General features: G+C 49.3%; 14 protein-coding genes. 5 read left to right on the top strand and 9 right to left on the bottom strand.

Features of this window, described 5'->3' with window-relative positions; all coding sequences use genetic code 11:
- Nucleotides 1-17: 17 nt before the first annotated feature.
- The 4 genes from F556_RS37880 to F556_RS0119265 all read right to left on the bottom strand — a co-directional run bounded on the left by F556_RS37880 (nt 18) and on the right by F556_RS0119265 (nt 8,791).
- A complete protein-coding gene (locus tag F556_RS37880) occupies nt 18-362 on the bottom strand; it encodes a hypothetical protein (protein ID WP_157272838.1) in 345 nt (114 codons plus the stop codon).
- A gap of 120 nt (nt 363-482) precedes the next feature.
- Nucleotides 483-6,116: a phosphodiester glycosidase family protein gene (locus F556_RS0119275; protein ID WP_245583102.1), complete on the bottom strand. Its 5,634-nt coding sequence runs from the start codon at nt 6,114-6,116 to the stop codon at nt 483-485.
- Between the two features lie 352 nt (nt 6,117-6,468).
- Nucleotides 6,469-8,169 (bottom strand): alpha-helical endospore appendage domain-containing protein, encoded by a 1,701-nt coding sequence (locus tag F556_RS38835; protein ID WP_020618631.1) that lies wholly within the window; start codon nt 8,167-8,169, stop codon nt 6,469-6,471.
- Between the two features lie 196 nt (nt 8,170-8,365).
- Nucleotides 8,366-8,791: a GNAT family N-acetyltransferase gene (locus F556_RS0119265; RefSeq protein ID WP_020618630.1), complete on the bottom strand. Its 426-nt coding sequence runs from the start codon at nt 8,789-8,791 to the stop codon at nt 8,366-8,368.
- 68 nt (nt 8,792-8,859) lie between these two features.
- Between F556_RS0119265 and F556_RS0119260 the strand changes: the two genes are divergently transcribed.
- Entirely contained in the window at nt 8,860-9,558 is a 699-nt protein-coding gene (locus F556_RS0119260; RefSeq protein ID WP_020618629.1) for a hypothetical protein, read from the top strand.
- A gap of 70 nt (nt 9,559-9,628) precedes the next feature.
- On the opposite strand, the gene F556_RS0119255 is transcribed toward F556_RS0119260, so the two are convergent.
- Together F556_RS0119255 and ggt are read right to left on the bottom strand one after the other, a co-directional pair.
- Nucleotides 9,629-10,831 carry an amidase gene (locus tag F556_RS0119255; RefSeq protein WP_020618628.1) on the bottom strand — a complete coding sequence of 401 codons (1,203 nt, stop codon included), beginning with the start codon at nt 10,829-10,831 and terminating at the stop codon, nt 9,629-9,631.
- 301 nt (nt 10,832-11,132) lie between these two features.
- Nucleotides 11,133-12,713 carry a gamma-glutamyltransferase gene (ggt, locus tag F556_RS0119250; RefSeq protein WP_020618627.1) on the bottom strand — a complete coding sequence of 527 codons (1,581 nt, stop codon included), beginning with the start codon at nt 12,711-12,713 and terminating at the stop codon, nt 11,133-11,135.
- 216 nt (nt 12,714-12,929) lie between these two features.
- On the opposite strand from ggt, the gene chrS reads away from it, so the two are divergent.
- The 4 genes from chrS to F556_RS0119230 all read left to right on the top strand — a co-directional run bounded on the left by chrS (nt 12,930) and on the right by F556_RS0119230 (nt 18,603).
- Entirely contained in the window at nt 12,930-13,412 is a 483-nt protein-coding gene (gene chrS, locus F556_RS0119245; RefSeq protein WP_020618626.1) for a chromate efflux transcriptional regulator ChrS, read from the top strand.
- Between the two features lie 2 nt (nt 13,413-13,414).
- Nucleotides 13,415-14,065, top strand: coding sequence for a chromate efflux transporter ChrB (gene chrB, locus F556_RS0119240; RefSeq protein ID WP_051108741.1), 651 nt, complete (start codon nt 13,415-13,417; stop codon nt 14,063-14,065).
- Entirely contained in the window at nt 14,052-14,606 is a 555-nt protein-coding gene (chrA, locus tag F556_RS0119235) for a chromate efflux transporter ChrA (RefSeq protein WP_020618624.1), read from the top strand. Before chrB ends, chrA begins: the two co-directional genes overlap by 14 nt.
- A gap of 157 nt (nt 14,607-14,763) precedes the next feature.
- Nucleotides 14,764-18,603: a hypothetical protein gene (locus F556_RS0119230; protein ID WP_020618623.1), complete on the top strand. Its 3,840-nt coding sequence runs from the start codon at nt 14,764-14,766 to the stop codon at nt 18,601-18,603.
- Nucleotides 18,604-18,730: 127 nt separating this feature from the next.
- Here F556_RS0119230 and F556_RS38365 read toward each other — a convergent pair whose 3' ends face one another.
- The 3 genes from F556_RS38365 to F556_RS0119215 form a co-directional block, all read right to left on the bottom strand.
- Nucleotides 18,731-18,868 carry a hypothetical protein gene (locus tag F556_RS38365; protein ID WP_020618622.1) on the bottom strand — a complete coding sequence of 46 codons (138 nt, stop codon included), beginning with the start codon at nt 18,866-18,868 and terminating at the stop codon, nt 18,731-18,733.
- A 119-nt stretch (nt 18,869-18,987) separates the two neighbouring features.
- On the bottom strand, nt 18,988-19,854 hold the full coding sequence (locus F556_RS34525) for a RelA/SpoT domain-containing protein (RefSeq protein ID WP_020618621.1): 867 nt from the start codon (nt 19,852-19,854) through the stop codon (nt 18,988-18,990).
- On the bottom strand, nt 19,847-21,982 hold the full coding sequence (locus F556_RS0119215; protein ID WP_020618620.1) for an NACHT domain-containing protein: 2,136 nt from the start codon (nt 21,980-21,982) through the stop codon (nt 19,847-19,849). Before F556_RS0119215 ends, F556_RS34525 begins: the two co-directional genes overlap by 8 nt.
- Nucleotides 21,983-22,226 lie beyond the last annotated feature (244 nt).

Below are 22,226 nucleotides of genomic sequence, written 5' to 3'. Positions count from 1 at the left end.
TATGCCACGTGCCGGTTTTATGCGGAGGACTCCGTAATAAGGGGGTTGCACCGCAAAGGTGTGTTACTGCGGCGGATCAGCGGGTTGCCCGATAAATAGAGGAACAAAGGTGTGTTACAGCCACGGATCAGCGGGTTGCTGAGCAAATAGAGGAACAAAGGTGTGTTACTGCGGCGGATCAGCGGGTTGCCACGCAAATAGAGGAACATTGGTGTGTTACTGCGGCGGATCAGAGGGTTTCCAGGCAAATAGAGGAACATTGGTGTCTTACAGCGGCTGACCGGCGAGTTGCCAGGCAAATAGAGGAACATTGGTGCGTTACAGCAGCTGATCAGCGGGTTGCTGAGCAAATAGAGGAACAAAGGTGTGTTACAGCGGCTGATGGCGGGGGCACCTCATCCACACTTGATTCCCTAAACCAGTAGAAACAACAGGCCCCCAAGACTTAGCCTTGGGGGCCCGTTGCTTTTACTTCCCTGTCTCTATGCTTCCAGGATTCGAATCAAATTCAACATCAGCTGCGCACTCTCGGCGCGGGTGCCGTGGCCTGCCGGAACAAATTGACCCGGTGCCCGGCCCTGGATGAGGCCCAACTCACCAGCAGCTGCGATGGCCTCTTGGGCCCATGCAGGTGCGTCGGCGAGATCCTTGAAGTCAGACGGGCTGGATGCAGCCAGCTCATGACCAGTCTCATAGGCATGGGCGCGAACCAGCATAGCCGCCATTTCCTGGCGGGTCACACGCGCATCCGGCGCAAACCGGCCCTCACCTGTACCCGTGACCAGACCCGCATGATAAGCCGCAGCAATCTCCTGCGCATACCACTTGTCTGCGGACACATCCGCAAAGGGATGTTCTGTCTCGCCAGCCAAGCCCAGCACTCGTACGAGCATGGCCGCAAATTCGGCCCGTGTCACCTCTCCGCTTGGCAGGAAGTGCTCATTCGAAACCCCATTCACCAGCTGTCTGGCGGCGAGCTGCTTGATAGTTGAAGCTGCCCAGTGGGTATCGGACAAATCCGCGAAGGACTTGTTGTATTCCAATACAGCATACGTGCTAAAGTGTGTGAGCGCGGCCGTCAGTACACCGTTCTCCACCTTGCCTCCGATATACGTCAACTGTCCATTCTCCGCTACAAAGTACAGTCCAGTCAGCGCAGGATCAGCATCCGTTCTGACAGGGATGCGTACCGTTATTGGCTCGCTGAAACTCTCTAACGAGTGCTCACTGCCTCCTGCATCCTGTACGCGCAGTGTGAAGTCCAGCATCGCCCCGGCCTGGCGGATCTCTGCTCCATAATGCGTCTGTGCGCCAGCAACCACCTGTGATGCTCGGCCAGAGGTTACAGGTTCGACAGTGAGTGTAATGGTGCCTTTCTCCCTTTCTTCCGCAGGCAAGCTTCCCATAAGCTCGGCCAGGACCGAAGCCGGAATCGTTATTGTCAGGTTATCCGCACGTACCGTCAGTGGCGAACCATTCAGCAGCTCGGCTGCATGACCCGGGAGCGTGAGGGTCTTCAGCTCCCCCTTCATATCGAGCCTAACCGGCTGACCATTGCCACCGGACTGCAGCTGCTCCTCGCTCGGCTTCAGCTCACCCGGAGCTGCAGGCTCAGGCTGCCCTGGCTCTTCCGGCTCGGATGGTTCCTCCGGCTCCTCCGTCACTGGCGGATTGGTGACCGGCGGTTGCGTAACCGGCGGCGTGACTGGCGGCACCTGATCCTCCTTGATTAACGTCAGTTGGTCGACTTCCCGCTCCTCGCCGCTCGCATTAACCGCCCGAGCCGTCAGGACCAGCTCGTCGCCCTCAATCTTCACAGCCGTGTACACTTGCTCCTGCTCGTTAAAGACCACTTCCTGATACGGCTTCTTCGTCAAGCCGTAGAACTTGGTTCCCGACGAGCCGCCGATAACATATCGGGTCCCCTCGCCATCCGCAGCGATTTCATTGCCTTGCATGGCGAACGTGCGCAAGTAGATATGGTCATGTCCGCTCAAGACGAGGTCTACGCCGTATTTATCGAACAATGGAACCCATGCCGCCTGCACGCTGGTATTGGCGTAGGTGCTGCCATATGGCCCCTGGTGAATTGTGACGATGGTCCACTTTTTGTCGGTCGACGCCAGGTCCTGCTCCAACCACTCGACTTGTTCCCGAATGCCCGCGGCGCCTCCCTCAGTGTTCAAAACGACGATATGCGTGTCCTGCACATCAAAGGAATAACTGATGCCCTCGGACCCATCAGGTCCATTACCCGGATTGTTAAAATGGGCGAGGAAATCGCCATAGCCATTGGTCCCATTCACCTCATGGTTGCCGATCACCGGCACCAGCGTCGTGCCCCGCAGATGCTCCTGTGCATACTCGAACCACCAGTTCCATTCCCGCTGCTCAAAGCTCTTGTCGATCAGATCCCCGCCATGGAGCAGGAATTCCGGCTCTGGCATGTACGCCATGGCCTTGTCCAGGGTCTGGCCCCACTTTACAAAATCCCCCACTACTCCACCCTGCGAGTCGGTCAGGAATAGAAATTGTGTGGCGTCCGCTTCGGGATCGCTCGTGCGGAACGTCCCCTTCTCACTCACATGTCCTGCGCCATCGCCCACCCGGTACACGTAGTCCGTACCCGGCTCCAGGCTGCTAGCCGTCGCTTTGTGCACACGCATCGTGCCATCTTTGTAGGTCGTGTACGTAGAACTGCTGCCCTCGACCCGCACCACCGGATCCGCCTCAAAGTCCGTGAATTCAGCAGCTTTTACGAGCTCAACCACCGATTCGGTCACCGATGGATGCGTATGCCATGCAAACCCTCGCGAAACGGCAGGGTCCTCGCCCATCGTCACGCTAATGTTGTACGGCTCCGGCGTACCCGCTAATGGTGCCACCGTAAAGGTCATCACCGGACTATAGGCATCACCCTTGACGGCCTGTACCCGGTACGTCCCCGTCTCCTCGGTAGCTTGGACTGTTATCAGCTCACCGGTTGAATCGGAACGGCCATCACCAGTCAGTTCACCCTCAATTAACAGCTCTGCATCACCTACCGCTGCACCGCCTGACATCTCAGCAACCGTAAATACAGCTGGCTCACCAAGTGCGGTTGCGTAGTGATCCCAAGTCAGCTTGAGCTCCGCCTCCACGCGGGAGCGCAAGGATTGACCAATGAAAGGCATGGTGCCACCAGTCGTTACCATCTCACCTGAGACAAACGAGATGTGATGCGTACCCGACACGCCACCTTCCACCTGCTCTATCACATACGGCCCAAGGATATCCGATTGCACCGTATATTGAATTTGAGCAATTACGTCCTCTCCCGCCAGTTCTGTTCCGTCCAGTTGGCTGAAGTCCAGCCTTACTTGTCCGGTAACTGGGTCTATCTGCGAATCCAGCTGAGACTCGGTCAGCTTGTCGCCGCGAAGGACGTTCAACCCGCCAGTCGTCGCAGGGTCAAATGAAAACGCCAGATGACCGCCTGCCAGCGTGTCTGCTTGGATCGCTTTTACATCTACCGTGTAGGTCCGGCCGGCGTAGACCGTCTCCGGCGTCTTGTAATCATAATACGGCGATCCCAGATTAACGGTAAAATACCACTCTTCGATCGTCTGATTGCCACTCAGATCGCGCACCGCGACTTTGACCTTATGACGTCCCTCCGCCAGCGGTGTGGCTGGTCGGAATGAGATACGTCCTTGTGGTGGATAGAAGCCATACTCGACCTGCTCGTCATTCAAATAGACACGGATGTGATCCGGGTCGATCAGCGTGGTGCCCGGGTGCTGCACCGGATCGTAACCTTCATCTTCAGCAATGACAGTAATTTCCGGAGTCGCCTCTGTCACAATCGCGTCTGGAGCCGGACTAAGGGAGTGGATCACCGGCGGCTCATGGTCTTCATCTACAGGTCCGTAGACGGCCCGGATGTCGTCAATGTAGATGGCACCGGCGTCTTTCTTGGTGTTGCTGGTCTCCATATAACGGACCACTTGGTCCATCGTCAGCGGCAGCGGACGGCCTTGCGTCACCTCAGCCTCAACGTACCTCCATCCCGTCCAATTGACGCCGCCCTCCAGTTCTCCATCTGTGAAGTTGATCGGGAAGGCCGCACCATTGCCGTCGCGCATTTGTCCGCGCAGCCAATGCTTGTTGCCATCGCCGTAGACCCACATGCTGATCTTCTGCGGGTAGCCCGGCACTTGCAGATTCCCAGGCGCAGTCGAGATCAGGTAGACCCCCGAGGTACCACTAGTCATGCCCGTGAAGTCATAGGCCATCTTCAGAGACTTCTCACCGCTGCGGACAAAATCGGGATCCGTCACCTCCGAGATATCGACGGTGCGGAACTGCGCGCCCGATGCCCGGTACGAGCCGATGCCGTCCTCGAAGTCCTCGAGGATAACTGGCGGCTGACCGATGCTCACCTTCATGGTCGCTGCAATCTCGCCATATCGGGCGATAATCTCACCTTCCAGTCCACTCTCGTCAGCGGCCGTGAATTGGCCATTCTCATTAATCGAGCCGATGTCACCCGTTGTCTCCCAGGTGAAGCTCCGGTTGCTTCCCTTAATCAGCTGCCCATCACGGCTTGCTGTAACCTGCAGCTGCAGCGTGGACCCTGGGGCAAGGGAACGGCTCTCATCCGGAAAAGCGAGCGCGTCAATCACCGTTACAACCTCGATCTCTGCCGAGCCGCTGATGTCCTCATGTGTCGCTTGCACGGTTGCGAAGCCCGGGTCATCCCCAGCCGTATACACGCCTTGCTCCGTAATCGTTCCCAGAGCAGGCGTCACCTGCCATGCCGGAGCGGCTGGAACCTGCGCTGGATGCCCATTGCCATCCACACCCACTGCCTGGAACGTCAGGTCGGAACCTCCCAGAACCCGTTCGGCTCCTGGTGTCACTGCCAACCGAACAGCTTCGCCCAACTCCGGCGCTGTGTTAACCAGTAGCAGACCGTTGCCTGTCCGGCGCTCTCCGCCGTCTGAGCCGGTATTCATCATCCGTACGCCGCTCTCCCCCGGCATGCGGGCAACAAAGGTCGATGAGCCACCACCATCCAGGTTCATCGCATCAATTACGCCAACATCGAGCAGCATCTGCTCCAGCTCGGAGGTTTCCACGCCCTCACTTGTTCCCGGCTGACGCCCGTCTACCTCGAAGAGGACGATGGAACCGTCGGCTTTGGTGCCGATGGCCGTACGAGGATGAACACCGCCATTGAAGCCGGTATTTTGCGGCACACCGTCCTTCACCAGCGGACCGTTACCCCCGATCGCCAGCGTCACATCTGCCCATTCGCCTTCCAGTTGGAAGCTCGCAGACACTTCATCACCCGGCGTCAGGCCGGAGATGGCGGAGACCGCTGCGCCGGATGCAGATAGCACCACTTGTCCGTCTGTCAGCGGCGCATCGCCACGCCCGCTGCGGACCTCTGCTACCTGCAACTGAAGCGTATCTCCACTTTTCACCTCACCAGACACGACATCCAGGATAACCTCCGTCCCATCCGCACCTGACTTGGTCGACGTATAGTAGTCGGCGGTGTACAGTACCAACGCATTGGCACCGCGATAGCGGTTGATGTGCGTCAGATTCGTCGTTGTCCCGTCAATTGTGATGGAACGGGTGAGCTGGGGTGCTCCATAGATGGACGAGCCGTCCGCCTTCAGGCCAAAAGCAAAACTCGAGGCCGGACTCGTTAGAATCGTGCCCCCATCCATGAACATGCCGTTGGGCACGCCCGTCGCGGTACCGGAGATATCATAGAAATCTCCATTGACGCCGGCGATGACCCGCTGGCCCGGGCCGTCCAGATGGCGAGCCATCTCGGTTACGCCTTTCATGCCGTAGACATAGCCGTCTTTCGTACCGGCGCGCAGCTCCAGATTCGAAGCAGTGGGATTGAACTCGACCATATGTACCTTTTGATTGCCCCGGTGATCCTGCAGATCGTACCAGGTATAGTGTGCTCCCGGTGCGATCTCGGCCTTGCGGGCATCGAGCACCTTGCCGTATCCGGTCGCAGGCAGCTCCGGCAGAGCCGCCCGAGCCACCACCGGCTGGAGCAGAGATAGAAGCAGTAATGAAGCCATCATGACATGCAGCTGTCGAACCATTCTTTTCACAATAAAAAACCTCCTCTAACATCATCTGTCGCTCAGGTATAGGTATGCAGGAGCTTGTCCTGCCATGCGTGCGCTGAGAGCACTGTCGGCAGACCTTGCTCCACCATAACCGGCAAGTATTCGTGCTATGTCAAGGGGGCATTAAGGTATTGTAAGGCTTCAACGATGGGCAAGTGGAGCAGAGCAAGCGGGATCTGATGACAGAAGGCGAACCGTATCTGATGCGTATTCTTGAAGCGCAGACATGATGGAGGGCTAACCTCCTTTTTCTCAGTTGCGGCAAAAAATAACGGAGCCCCACAAGAGGCTCCGCAGCTTATGATAGTAAGGATTCAAATCTCCACTATCGCTGATCACTGATTGATGCATTACTATTGTTATCTGCCAATTCCGTCAACGGATCATAAGGAGGCCCGGCTATTGTTCCAACTAAAAGGGCAATATCCACTGCATTAACCGGACTGCCCCAGGCATTACCCGAAAACACAAAGACCGCTCCATCCACGACAAATCCACGCGTGTTGTACACCACATTATTCACGATATTGCCGGTAGAACCAGGATTCAAATAGGATGGCTGCCGCAGGGAATAGAAAATATTGTTTTGAACAATAAGATTCACTACATCAGATTGCGTTACAAAACCTCGATTCACCACCCAGCCCGTTGACGGGCCTGCTTGTGGAGGGCCAAAAATGACATTGTTAATCAGCTTATGATTGGTTCCTTCAAACTGTATGAACTCCACAGCATAAGGCAAATCACTGGTTATCGTTAGACCATCCAGCGTTATGCCATTACCCGTAACCAGAAAGAGAATCGTGGCGGCTTGCAGCGAAATCAGTGTACTTGGGTACCCCTTGAGAACGACACCAGCTTTGTTAATTGTGATTTGGGTAGTCACCGGATAAGTGCCACCAAGAATATGAACCGTGCCGGTCGGGGAAACGGCCGTGACCCCTTCCTGGATAGTTCCAAATGGACTGGCCTGCGTTCCGATCCCTCCAACCGCCCCTGCCAGTACATACACATCAAACGGATTAAAGCCAAGCACCCCTGTGGGGCCCGTAACTCCTGTTGCGCCGGTCATTCCGGTGGCCCCGGTGGCCCCGGTAGCTCCGGTGGCGCCCGTAACTCCTGTTGCACCTGTCGCACCCGTCGAGCCGGTTGCACCGGTGGCTCCTACACCGGTCGGGCCTGTGGCTCCCGTTTCGCCCGTGACACCGGTCGCACCCGTTACTCCCGTCGCCCCGGTTGTACCTGCACCGGTCGGACCCGTGGCACCGGTTTCTCCCGTTGCACCTGTCGCACCCGTTGGCCCGGTGGCTCCTGTTGCCCCTACACCAGTCGGACCGGTTGCTCCGGTTGCTCCGGTTTCACCCGTTGCGCCTGTCGCTCCTGTGGCACCTATCGCTCCGGTTGCTCCCGTGGCACCCGTTGCTCCCGTGGCACCGGTCGCTCCGGCAACGCCAGTCGGGCCGGTTACGTTCCGGCTTTCGATCGATACGTTAGCCGAGCCTTGTGTGACGGTGATATCCAAGGTATTGGATAAGAAGGTTATATTATCTCCAAGCTCCATCGTTGCCGAACCCGTTTGGCCGAGGACATTGAACAGCACGGTACCGGGATCAAACGTACCCGTCGGGCCCGTTGCACCGGTCGCACCAGTAGCACCAGTTGCTCCGGTTGGACCGGGAGGTCCTCCCGATGGACCTGTTGGACCGGTAGCCCCTGTAGGACCAATTGATATTGGTGTAGACAAAATACTTTCCAGTTTGTTTTGCAGCACCCATTCCTGGTTTGTCAGCTGGCGAATCGTGTCCCTGATACTGGCATTGACACTGAGAATGTCACTTATCGTCGCTGGGGGGCCAGTTAAACCCGGGAGCGTGCCCAGTATGTACTGGAGCTTCTCACCTTCAGCATTGATAATATGACTTAATCCCAGCTCTTCCATAGCTATGGAGGATAACAACAAATTGACCGCATCATCTCTAGTCACTGTGATGACCGGTGTTATATTGGGTATGTTTCCTTGTGACATCAGCTCAACCTCCTTAATCTGCCAATATTTTCTATCCTATTCCCCCTTTTTTCTTTTGGTATGTGCATTTACACCTTGTCCTGTTAAAATTCCACCCCCAAAAAAAATTCTCTCTATGAGTCCGGTCGTTACCGGACTCATAGAGAGAGTTGGCATCCAGCCGCCCTTCTTGATGAAGAACAGGACGACTTATTTGCTATTCATATCGTTTCTCAAAATGATGGCAAGTGATGTTCATCCGCTGGTTCAAATAGAAGCGGTGCGCATCAAAACGCTGTACGCCGGAATCCAGGTGCAACGCGTCGCAGCCCAATCTCGCCGCCTCCCGCTCCAGCCAGTCGAATAGCTGCTGGGCGTGGCACTTCCCCCGACTGTCCTGATCCGTAATTAGATCATCGACATAGATAAACGTGCCCCAAGCCAATGAATCACAGACACGATAGCCCGCGCAGGCTCGGGGCTGACCATTCTCCTGCAGCGTCAGCAGGCGGTAGCCACCAGATTGCTGCAGTTTGCGAATACGCTGGACATACGACCCCTCCTCCAGGTGGGGGCGCAGTTGGTGCATCACCGGGTAGGTAGCCAGAATTTCCTCATCGCTAATTGCAAGACGGATGAACATGTTCATCTCTCCTTTTTTCTATCATACATGGTAGAATAAGACTATCAATCTTAGAAGGAGTGCTCGGAATGAAAAAATGGTTGGTTTGCTCCATCGTACTATTAGTCGTGATTGGTTCGTCCGTCGCCGTTGCCGCAGCCCAAGGCAAGCTGTTCAAGGGCTTTCCGGTTGTGCAAGTGGTCTGGGGAGGAAAGACACTTGAGCCAAAAACGGATGTTCCTGCTATTATAATGGAAAATCGCACGATGCTGCCGGTTTATTTGTTTCGACAAGCGGGGTTCCATGTGGACAAAAAGGGAGACTCCGTGGTCATTGTGGACAAGCGCACACCTTACTTGGAGACAATCGACAAATTGCAAAAATTCAATTTTAGCACCGTTGAGGAAATAGACGCTATTCAAGGTGAGATGGTGGACCTGTTGAAACGCATGCTTGCCAAGGATGATCAAGTGCCCGCCGCCATCGAAGATCTGCAAAATAAATTGCTTGATATAAAAGAACAGGCCTACGCAAATGGAGATTTCACCTCCGCGAGGACAGGGATGATGGACCTCCCGCAAGATATTTATAATACACGCGACATTTGCGAGGACTGGATTCAAGCATTAGATAGTCTTCAAATTTATCTCGTTACGAATCAAATGAATGCGCTAGATTCGTTCTGGGATCAGCATCAGTTGGGGAATGAAAAGCTGAAGGATTTGAAATGGGCCTATGATCGGATGTTTATCAATGCGATGGTTAGAGCGAAAATGTTGATTGAATAACACGGCGAGAGCCCGGCCTATAGGTAGGCCGGGCTCTTATAGTTGTAGACCGTGTGGGATTGATGATGAATTACGCGTTAGCTGACAGTTGCTCAGCCAACGCCAGCAGTTGCAGATCCTGACCCGGACCCGCAATCAGCGACAAGCCAACGGGGAGTCCTGCCTCGCCGGTTAACGGCACGGTCAGCTGGGGCAGTCCAGCCAATCCGGCGGGACAGCTCAGTTGCAGCGTCGCCACGCGGCTGCGCTCAACCGCCTCGCCGCTCAGGCCTTGCAGTGGTGCGATACCCGGTACAGTCGGCGCCACCATCAGTGTGTTCTCGCCGAGTAAGCTGATCAGACGCTCCCTTACTTCTTCGCGCTTAGTGTACGATGCCTCGTGCTCCTCACGGCGCAGCGTAGCTGCCCAAGCGAAGCGATCCGCAATGCCAGGCCCAAAGCTTGGTTTGTTCTCCGTAATCCACGCCTCATGTGCCTGCCAGATCTCGATGCCCTGAATATGCCGGAAAGCGGCCATCCACTCGCCCAGCCCCTCCGGCGCCAGAGTCACCTGCTCGGATTCAGCAACCAGTTGCTCTAGCTTGGATAGGTACGCCGACAGCGCTTCGCGGGTTGGCTCATCAGCCAGTGCCCACATCTCCTCGGCCACTACGAGCCGTGTGAATCCCTGACCCGGCGAAGCAGCAGCTTGTCCCTGCAGGAGCACCTCTCCCGCTTGGCGCAACACGTTCGCACTTTGCGCCATCCAGCCGACTGTATCAAAGCTTGGCGCAAGCGGAATCAAGCCCTGTGCGTCAACGGCGCCATGGGTCGGACGCAGACCATACAGTCCGCAATAGGCCGCTGGCACCCGCACCGAACCTCCGGTGTCAGTGCCAATACCGAGATCGGCAAAGCCTTGCGCAACAGCCGAAGCCGAGCCGCTCGAAGAGCCGCCTGGGATGCGCCCCGGCGCCGCCGGATTGAGCGGCGTGCCGTAGTGGGCATTTTCGCCATTGATGCTGTACATCACCTCATCGGTAATCGTCATGCCCCGCAGCGACGCACCCGCAGCCAACAACTGCTCGACCACCGCTGCATTGGATGCTGCCGGACCGTGCGTCCGCAGCCAGTCCGGATTACCCGCCGAGGACACATGCCCTGCAATATCAAACACATCCTTCACCGCAAACGTCAGCCCATCCAGTGCCCCACTCCCCGTCGGAGCAAGCTCCAAACTGCGGTCAATATAAGCTTCCCCCTGTACCGTCGTGCCTGTCTCCTGTGCCGTCATATCTCCGTCATCTCCCTCTCTCTCCGTATCATACTCTCTCTTGGTATACCGCCATGGCTAGCCAATTCAAGTAACATTTTGCTTCTTATTCAGCGCTTAACCACGGTTTCAGGCTTTTTAAAATGGCCGAAGAGGCACGGAATCGAATCTGGAGAAGCGTAGCGCTCGCCTTTGTCCCCGGATTTCAACCGCTACAGCGGTTATAAATTCAAGAAATCTGGGGACAACAGCGATCGGAAGATCGATCCGTGACCGTAGGTTCCTACCTTTAATAGCCTGCATTCACATCTGGTTTAGAGCTCTACCACCCAATCGCCGCACCATCACACCGGGGGTCGGAGCCGCCCTGCAAGAAGCCATGCTCATCGCGCCGAATGGCGTGGGCGTGGCCCATGACACCGTCGAAGGCCCCCACTGTCCGCACCTGATGACCTGCCGCTGCCAGTGACGCCTGCACTTCCGGCGCAACCCGGCTTTCCAGCTTCAGCTCACGCGTCTGCTCGCCCCACGTGCGGCCCCATACCCAGCGCGGCTCGTTAATGGCTTGCTGCGGGTCCATGCCGTAGTCCACCATCCGAGTGAAAATCGCCGTCTGCGTCTGCGGCTGCCCTTCCCCGCCCTGGGTGCCATAGACGATGGCTGGCTTACCGCCCTGAAACGCCATCGCAGGCATGAGCGTATGGAAGGATCGTTTGCCCGGCTGCAGTGCATTGACATGGTTCGGATCCAACGAGAAAAAAGACCCCCGGTTCTGCATCAACACTCCCGTATTCCCAGCCACAACGCCTGAGCCATACTCGAAGTACAGGCTTTGAATGAAGGAAACCGCATTGCCTTCTGCATCGACAACCGCTGCGTAGGCCGTATCACTGCCAAGCGCGACCGCCTCCTCATCAGAGGCCTGGTTCACATCAATCGTCGTTGCCAGCTCAGCCGCATATTCCTTGGAGAGCAGACGCGACAGTGGCACCTCCGAGAAGGCCGGATCGGTCAGGTACCGGTTGCGGTCGCGGAAGCTCCGCTTGAGCGCCTCCACACACAGCTGATAATAAGCATGCGAGCCATGCTCCACTCCAGCCAGGTCAAACTTCTCCAGCATCTGCAGCGTCATAATGCCAGCAAAGCCCTGCGAGTTAGGAGGCATCTGATAGAGATCATATCCCCGATACGTCCCAGTCACCGGTGCGACCCAATCGCCACGATGCGCGGCCAGGTCTTCCGCCGTCAGCAATCCACCTTCCGCTTCCATATACCGAGCAATCTCTTGCGCAGTTTCCCCCGTATAGAACTCATCCCTACCGTTCTCAGCTACCCGCCGAAGCGTTCTCGCCAAGTCCGGCTGCCGGAACCGCACACCAGCTGCAGCGGGGGCTCCGCCAGGCAGATAGATTGCAGCCGTCTCCGGCGTTGCTGCCAGCATGTCGCGATGTGCTGCCGTATGCCCGGCCTGATCCGGCGACATCGGAAAGCCGTCCTCCGCATAACCAATCGCAGGCGCCAGTACGTCTGCCCAGGGCAAACGTCCATACTCGCCATGCACCGCTGCCCAGCCATCCACCATGCCTGGGACCGTCACCGCACTGCGGATGCCCCGGTTGGGTATCGACTCCATCCCCTCATAGGCTGCAATCGTACAGTTGCTGCCTGCACGTCCACTCGCATTGTAGCCACGCACCTTGCCTTCGAGATGATGCCATCCGAGCCAGAACGAATCACCGCCAAGTCCGGTCATATGCGGATACACAACAGCCAGTGCTGCACTGACTGCAATTGCGGCATCGTATGCGTTGCCCCCTTGCTCCAGAATCCGGGCACCAGCCGTCGACGCCAAGTAGTGCGGACTAACCACCATCGCTTGCGAACCAATCACCGCTTGCCTCATCTGATTCCCCTCCCATTTCCCCGTGGTAGAAAACATAACATTTCATCTTGTTCTAATCTAACACCTCATCGCTGAACATTCAACCATTTTGTCATCACTCTCGCAAAAATGTATTGAAAACGAATGAAATCGCGTATATATTTGAACATATGGCAAGTCGGGATCGATTTATGATTTCATTTTGCAATTTGATTGTTTTGAAAGGAGACGTAACCCATGAGCTCAAAAAGCAATTCTGAGCCCTTATCCGTCATCATCGATGACACCGACCGCAAAATCATCGCGCTTCTGCACGAGAACGGTCGGATTTCCTATACGGATCTCGCTAAGGAAGTCGGCCTCTCCCGCGTTGCGGTGCAAGCCCGTGTTGGCGCGCTCACAGATGCTGGCGTGATCGAACGGTTTACTGCCGTCATTAATCCGGAGAAAATCGGCATTCGGGTATCGGCTTTTTTCAATGTCGAGGTGGAGCCCAAGCATCTGCATGCTGTCGCTGATCAGCTATCCACCGAGCCCTACGTCACGAGCCTGTACCACATGACCGGACCGAGCAAGCTTCATATGCATGGCTTGTTTCAGAGCAACGAGGAGATGGAATTATTCATGAAAGAAAAACTGTACACACTGCCCGGCATCATGAGTGTCGAGTGCCAGCTGCTGATCAACCGCTACAAAAGCCGGATGGGAATGAGGTTGTAATGATGAGCGAAGCAGCCGCAGGCAACAAATACGGGCAGCTGTCCTGGGCCATGATCAAGACCGGTATCTTGGGCTATGGCGGCGGTCCGTCCGTTATCCCCCTCATCCGCTATGAAGCCGTGACCGCCTATAAGTGGATGGATGACGAAGAGTTCGGCGAAATTCTGGCGTTGGCCAACGCATTACCGGGGCCGATTGCCACCAAGATGGCGGCTTATGTGGGCTATCACCAAAAAGGCGCGCTTGGCGCTGTTATCTCTGTCCTGGCTCACATCCTGCCTTCCAGCATCGCCATGATTGCTCTGCTTAGTTTTGTTCAGTACTTGAGCGGTTCGGCAATCATTCAGGGCATGATCGGGGCAGTTATCCCAGTGGTGGCCGTCATGCTGGGTGTGATGGCGTACGAATTTGGCGAAAAGGCGGTCAAAGGACTGGGCATCCCCGCCGGGATCGGCTTTTTTGCCCTGGCTTTTGCCATGCTCCAAGGGGTTCAGATTCACCCTGCAGTTGTCATTATGATCTTCATCGCCTATGGAGCGATTCACATGAATACGGTGGCCAAATTGAAGCTGCGGCAGGAGCGCAAGCTGGAGAAGCGGATTCGAGACCAGCAGCATAAGAAAGGAGGCGGGATGAGCAGTGGCATGGACTGAGTGGTGGAATTTATTTGTTGGTTTTTTTGTAGCGAATGTTCTGGGGTACGGCGGCGGACCAGCGTCGATCCCGCTGATGTACCGGGAGATTGTGACCAATCACGCCTGGGCGACGCCTGAGGAATTCTCCAATATTCTAGCGTTGGGAAATGCCTTGCCGGGACCGATCGCTACGAAAATCGCGGCCTTTGTCGGCTTTGATGCGGGTAGCTGGATCGGCATCTTCATTGCACTGTTTGCAACTATCGCCCCATCGGCTATCGCACTGGTGCTCATGTTGCGTTTTCTGCGCAAGCACCGTCAATCCCCCATTGTCAAAGGCATCACGCTGCTCGTGCAGCCAGTCATCGCAATCATGATGGTGCTCCTGACATGGCAGTTTGTCGACAGCTCGATCGCTTCAATCGGCATCATCCAGTCCCTGCTCATCGCAGCTATTGCGTTCTGGGCAATGCAGATCCGCAAGATTCATCCGGCGCTTGTGATCATCTGCGCGTTTGCGTATGGTGCGATTGTTGTTCCGTTGGTGAATTGGGTGTAGGGCCCTTGGGTGCGCTTCCTAGCAATATGGGTTGATCTTCCGGAAGAACATATGGAAAAAAGTAATTAATTGTAAAGGGATTTTACTCGTCCACCTCGAAAATAGTTAAGATATATTTGATAGGAAGTATAAGTATCAAATGATCTTATCTAAATAATTGAGTGAAATGGGTGAACAAAGAATGCCGCGGCCGCTTGAAATTACATACGAGCATATTGAATCACTAAATGAGCAACAATTCACTGATCTACTCAGTAAATTACTTCATTTAGAAGCATTAAGTGAAGGTATTTCAGAATCTTCTGCAGAAGTTTCGCTTAAAATCAATGTTGCTGATGGTGGAGAAGATGGACGGATTCAGTGGACGGATGGACCTTCTCATACTGGATGGATTCCGAGCAGATTTACTTTGTTTCAATGTAAGGCTGCTAACATGCCTCCAGCAAGCTGTAAAAGTGAAATCTTAAAAAAAGACTCCACAAATCTAAAAACCAGGGTTGAAGAAGTCCTTAATGCGGGTGGAACTTACGTTTTGTTCTACAACAGGTCATGCAATGCTGAACAACAAGTTCCCCGTATACAGAAATTCAGAGAAGCAATCAACCTTTCTGGTAAACATTATGCTAATACAGCTGACATTCGAATATACGATGCTAATAAAATTGCCAAATGGGCGAATAAGTATATTCCTATAGTTACTTCTGTTTTGCGCCATATCGGCAGAGACGTTTCAATTGATATAGAAACTTGGACATCTTGGAGCAGACATAACGAAAATCAATATACATATATAAGCGATCAGACTATAAAAGGTCACATTCAAGGCCTACGCAATCATTTTTTAGGTGTCCGAAAAGTTGCTCGCATAGTAGGTCGCTCAGGGCTTGGGAAATCAAGGCTCGCTCTTGAAGCTTTTAGACCTCCTGAGGATTCCAATGACCTTGTGCAAAAGGGGTTAAGTGATCAGATTGTTTATGTTGATGTTGCGGCTGGTTCTTATGACCTTTTAACTGTTGTTTCTACATGGCGCTCATCTGGACTACGAGGATTACTTGTAGTTGATAATTGCCCTCTCGAGTTGCACCTACAACTATGCAACAAAATTCAACATGCGGATAGTTTGTTAAATCTCTTAACTCTTGATTACAATCCAGAAAAGGTTCATGTTGATTATCCATTTATTGAATTGAAACCCGCATCTACAGAAACTGTTATTAAACCAATGCTAAGGATAGCATATCCAGCACTTCAAGATGAAGATATTAATCGAATTGCAATCTTTGCAGAAGGATTTCCTCAAATGGCTGTTCTACTTGCTGAGGCAAGACTTAATGATCGAACCGATATTGGCAATCTAGAAAATCCTGTGATTATCGAAAGGCTATTATGGGGACGGAACGATCCCGACACTGAAGCTAGGAGTGTTATTTCTGCATGCGCTATTTTTGAGCAGGTAGGTTTCTCTGAAGATGTAATGGAACAGCGACGTTTCGTTGCAGAAAAGATTTGTCGAATGACACCAGAAAGGTTCTATGAAGTGGCATCTGTGTTTATTGAACGTGGCATTTTGGACAAGCGTGGACGATTCGTTAGTCTTACTCCAATACCGCTTGCCATTCGATTAGCAGCTGAATGGTGGAAGGGTTGTTCACCTGAAAGGGCTTTGGAACTAATAACCCAACAAATGCCAGGTAACATGGCAGAAGCTCTTTGTGATCAAATCTCTAAACTGCAATTTTTGTCCGAGGCTCGTGATTTGACAAAACAACTATGTGGTGAGCGAGGCCCTTTTGGTAAAGCGGAAGTTTTAAATACTGAAAAGGGGGCTCGCCTCTTCCGCTCGTTTTCAGAAGTGAACCCCCACGCCGCAGCAGAGGCTATAGATAGCGCATTTGGTTCTTGGTCAATCGAAGAACTTAAAAACGTCAAATTAGGAAGACGTAATCTTGTTTGGGCGTTAGAAAAATTATGCTTTTGGGAGGACACTTTTTATACATCAGCAAGAGTGCTCTTGGCTTTTGCAGCAGCAGAGAACGAAACATGGTCTAATAACGCCACAGGACAGTTTTTACAGCTTTTTCATGTGTTTCTATCCGGTACCCAGACTCCGGCAGAAAAACGGTTGAAAATCATTGATGAAGCGCTGAATCGTGCAGAAGATGAATATATAGTAATTGGATTAGAGGCTTTGGGTGCCGCCATTCAAACTCATAGCTTCTCAAGAATGAGTGGAGCAGAGCTTCAAGGTAGCCTAGCTCCTTTGCATGAGTGGAGACCAAAAGAATGGTCTGAAGTGTCTTCATATTGGAAAGAGTCGCTAATTCGTCTGAAGCCGTTTGTGATAAATCATGATAAGAATGGTGATATAGCACGCAAACAAGTATCCAATGAAATTATGGGATTAATTCAACATGGAATCATTGATGAGGTTGAGTCAATCATACTCGCTATCTCTAAGCAAAATAATCTAGTCTGGCCAGATGCAATCGAGTCGATTCAAATATTAACTCGACACGATAATGAGAAAATACCCTCCGATGTTTTAGCACGTATTCATCGTTGGATAGATTTATTACAGCCAGAAAGACTTGAAGATAAACTTCGTCTAACAATTAGTATCCCACCGTATGATCATGTAGAAGATGAAGATGGGCACTACATTGACTTAGCTGCGTTACGAGCTAAAGGGCTTGCAATTGAATTAATAAAACGCGACAGCACCTGGATGGAACATCTTATAATAATTTTTAAGGGGGAACAAAGACAAGGGTTTTTATTTGGGAGCACTCTAGGTGAATTTCTATTAGAAGATGAATTTTTCATAACAAAGGCTTTAGATATTCTCCGTAAGATCTCAACTGAAGGGAATGCAGTTGTATTGGGAGGTTTTCTATATTCATTGCGAAAAAGAAATCCTGGTCGTGTGACTAAAACCCTTCAAGTTATTGCAAATTGTGAAGAGTTGCAACTACACTTAATTGATGTGACTAGATTATCTCAACCAGAGTCAGCTGATTTGAACCAAGCTCTCTCATTGGCGATATCGGGAGCTCTTCCTATCGCAAGTCTTCGAGCATTCGCTTACGGAGGTGTTCTAGATCATTTATCGACACAGGTTATTATTGACTATTGTAGAGTGCTTAGTTATCACTCAAATGAAGGCGCTTGGATAGCTCTGGAAACACTCGGTCTTTATACACACCGCAACAAAAGCAGAAAAGAAAAATGTCGAGAAGCTATATTAGAAATTCTACTTAAACCTGGTTTGTTAATGCAAAGCGCTGGTGTTTCGCAAAGCGATATCTGGCATTGGAAGGAAACAGTGATTAAATTCCTCGATGATTCGAATAATGGAAATAAATTAGCAGAGCATCTTGTTAGAGAGATATTTGCTATTCAACTTAAAAGTGATTACCAAGAAGCACTTCGTCTTGACTACGCTCCTGTAATTGAGGAGTTGCTGGTTAAACACCATGAAGTGATTTGGCCAGTACTATCAAATCAACTCTTGTCAACTAACTGGAAAGTGAGGACAAGATTGCGTCATCTTCTTGGTGATGAATTAATTTCGTTTGGAGACACACATGACAATAAAATTGAAGGGAATGTACTTTTTAAGCTATCGGATCAAATTCTAAAAAATTGGTGTATAACACATCCTAAACAAGCTCCAAAGGTAATTGCCGGAATGATGCCTTTGTACAATAAAAGTCGTGAATGTTGGATATGGCATCCATTTGCTAAATGGTTAATTGATCAGTTTGGGGCAAATGAAGAAGTATTAAAGGAAATTTCTTCGAACATGAAAAGTTTTGGTTGGAGTGGTTCTGTTATTCCGCACTTGGAAAAACAGATTGAAGTTCTAGAAAATGTTCGGGACCATTCCTTCGCGAATGTTCGTATTTGGGCTAGAAAAATGGTAACATCCTTACGAAAAGAAATTGAAAGAGAAAGACTTCTGGATGAAGAGGAAGAGCATGGAATCTACGACAGTTAATTTTATGAGCTGTTGAGCTTAAGAGTCGTGTTTGATAGGCCTTCCAATTAAAAGACAAAAGAAAAATGAGCACCATCCATACGCTTGGGCGTAGGATGGTGCTCATTGCTTTTTCTATCGTAAATACTTAAGAGTTCAAGCTATTATGATCCTTCTCGTCTTCCCACTTGCGGGAATACGCCTTGTTCGTCACCCAGAAGGTCATCCAGGTCAACAGAATGAAGATGATGACGGCTGCTATCCATACGCCTACCGGTACACCCACGTTACGTACCTCCTCGGATTCATCGCCTGGCGATGTCACTGTACCTGCCATTATACCAGATTTTAATGGAGCGGCGAGGTGTTGGATGTGACAAGATGGTTACGGGATGCTTCGCGCCATCATAACAACCGAGTGATAGCTTTAGGCGTTATGGTTTCAATTTTTTCTGACTTCAGATAATAATGATTACAAATGTATATAATATTATTAAACTTCAAAGATACAGGGATTTTTATTTTTGAAAGATTCTCCAATAAATCATTTCTATCAATTCGAAATAGTTTTTTTAATAATTTTTTATTGTTTTCAAGTAAAATATTTCTGATATTCATGTCCAACGGTGTATTTTCAAATCTTAATCTAAATTTGTTGCGCATCATGGGGATAATATTAGAATCTCTATAATTCCGGTATGACAAGTCAGAAAATAGCGTCATAATCGACCAATCACATGTCTCTAAAGTCGCTACCAACCCATTTAATGTCCTAGAATGCTCATCATAAGTACTCCATTCATCTTCACATTTATATCTCAAATCATGTTCAACCTCATGCCAACCTTCGGAAAAAACAGTCCTAAGTTGCAACTCAAAAGTTGTATCAATGAACTTTCCCTGTATAGCTGGTGAAATTTCATCTATAGTCATGGCATCTAGCTGATAGACAATGTTGGTTCTCGTGGGTTTAAATGTGGAGGAATCTGGCTTATCTATAGATTCTCCCACTTTCTTATATATTCTAGATATAAGTTTTTCGCAAATTTCAATATCGTCATTAAAATATAATACAATTCTTACTCCTATTATATCCTGCATTTTTTTATTTTCATTATATTTCTTATGACTTAATTTCTTCTCAATAGATTCGTTAGTCTTTATTCGAGAAAAAATTCTATAAAATAATCCAATTTTATCCAACTCTTTAATGATCTTTTTTTCAATAGGTTTTAATAATGCTTCAGGTACAAATATGTCTTGTCTAATCATTTAATTCCCACACACCTTTTCCGTTCTTAATATCCTGAATCTCACCCATCTTGCTAACATCCAAAATATACAATGTCGACGAAACAGCGTTAAGAATTCCTTTCCTTTTCAACCGATTAATCGCCATTTCTATATAAACATGATCAACATGCTCTACCCCGTAAAATAGTGTTCTATACGCTCTTTTTAACTGTGCTGCTTTTTTTCCCGGCGGCCAATATTGTTCAATTACAATTCTTTCATATTTCTCTATTATGTCATCCTCAGTCAAATCTTTTGAGTTCGAGTCAGAACTATCCACTAAATTCATAAATTCTCGATCCTCACTATTACAGTTAATAAAATGTATCAGATGATCATTTTCTGTATCACAATAAAACGTACAATTGAAAAATTTACAATCTATAAAAGTAGTTTGAAAAAAAATAGATTTATTAAAGGACATATTTGTGAAAACACACGAATAAAACACGCTTGACTCAACTGTTTCACCAAAAACAAATGAATTGAAAACTCTATTTTCAACTGAAAGGGATTTATATCTATCAGTGAGGCTATTCTTCAATTTAATATCGACTTCTAGCTTTTCCATTTCCATAAAAGCATCAGATATTTCTCTAATTTTATTATATAAATTATTCTTACGTCCTTCGTCTCTGATTTCAAAAGAAGTACAGGCTAAATCGATGAATTTCATATCTAAATAATCCATTGATGATTGTTCACAAATAACATTTCCTAATAGTATCCCAAATATAAATTCGTTTATAAAACCAACTTCATCAGAAGAACCATTTCTATCTAGAAGTACATGTCCTGCCAAAGTATTTGCTACACTTTCGGAATCGGGTTTATCTGAACCATAGTAATTATCCAAAGATTTTTCTATTATATTCCAATTACTCTCGTAAATCATAGACTTAATATTATCTCTACTATCAGAAGTAATTCCATTGATAGACATCTGATAAGCTAGACCCTCAAATATTTTCATTTGTTCAGCAACACTAAGTTTAATGTGTTGACGTGTTTGTTCCCTCGTCAGAAGTTTAATAAAATAATCCTCAATGAGTTTTTCAATGTTTTTGTTTTGCAAATCGTCAACTGAGATATTTTTTATATAAGCTAGAATCACGGGATTTAGTAACATTCCGACTGTTGTTCCATATCCATTGATAATTGATGCTTTCTCTTGCCCAACCCAATCCCGCATTGAAGGCTCATTTAAAGTAATTCTTGTAACTCCGAAGTCATTATCTCCATTATTAAGCCAACCATGAAATTTATCTCCGGATAATAACGCAGTTTTCCTAGATGTAAGAATTATTTTCGCATTTCCTTTTAACATTTCCCCAATAGTCCTCAACATTGATTCAATGTCATCAAACTGACCTACTGAATCACTGCTTTCTTTGTTAGCATGACTACGAATCAATAATTCATCAAAACCATCTACAATTACAGGAATTCTTCCACTATGAATTTCCTTTTCAACTAGCTCTGAGTTAAGTCCCGGGAAATTTTTATCTATTTCATCCAAGAGCACGTATCTAAATATCTTTGCTTTTCTATTTCTTGAAAGTTCAGTCATTAGAGGAATACAATAATCCCCTGTGTTTAAAGCAATTTCATTGTAGAGTTCATATACTGTACATGTTTTTCCGTAACCCGCTGCAGCTTCTAGTACTATAAGCTGCGGTCCTTCTTCATATAATTTGGTAATCATATGATTAATCAAATCATCATATTTAATTTCAATATCTTCATAATAAGAGCCCTTGATGTACTCATAGTCAAACCCTAATATATTTGTTTGATTATCATTGAATTTCTGATATCCTTTTCTAACTTTTCCTTTATAATTATCGACCTTAAAGAACCCTCGAAATAACTTTTGATTTAGCTTCTCGATCCCTGGGAATACAGTAACTTGAGGTGTGTACTCTAGTTCCTTCAAATTTTCTAAAAGATCGTCATCAATTTTTGCATCTGAAAACTTTATTACTTCTGCGTTTTTAAAATAACCTTGATCATATACAAAAGCTAGCAAATTCTCTCTTTCTTCAAACATTATAAAGCCGTATAATTCATATAATTTTTTCACTTCAGTTTGTTGATTGATACTCAATGGATTCATCCCTTCTAACATCGTTATTTGTAATTCTTATCTTTTACAAGGATTACTATGATTTAATTCGATTAGATGTTGAGTTATTGATAGGATGATAGACATTTCTCCCTTTGTTACATGCCTGCGATATTAATGGTGTAGTTTGGCACTGTAAAGGCAGAACGTGTCCTATTTCGAGGGTGTTGCTGTCTATCACTTCATAAAAAGTCCCAGTCATTTTAAGTTAAACGAGTTTCCCATA

The organism is Paenibacillus daejeonensis DSM 15491 (assembly GCF_000378385.1).
GTDB classification, from domain to species: Bacteria; Bacillota; Bacilli; order Paenibacillales; family Paenibacillaceae; genus Paenibacillus_D; species Paenibacillus_D daejeonensis.
The sequence above is the reverse complement of the archived record's forward strand: the minus strand, read 5'-3'. Positions and strand labels throughout refer to the sequence as shown.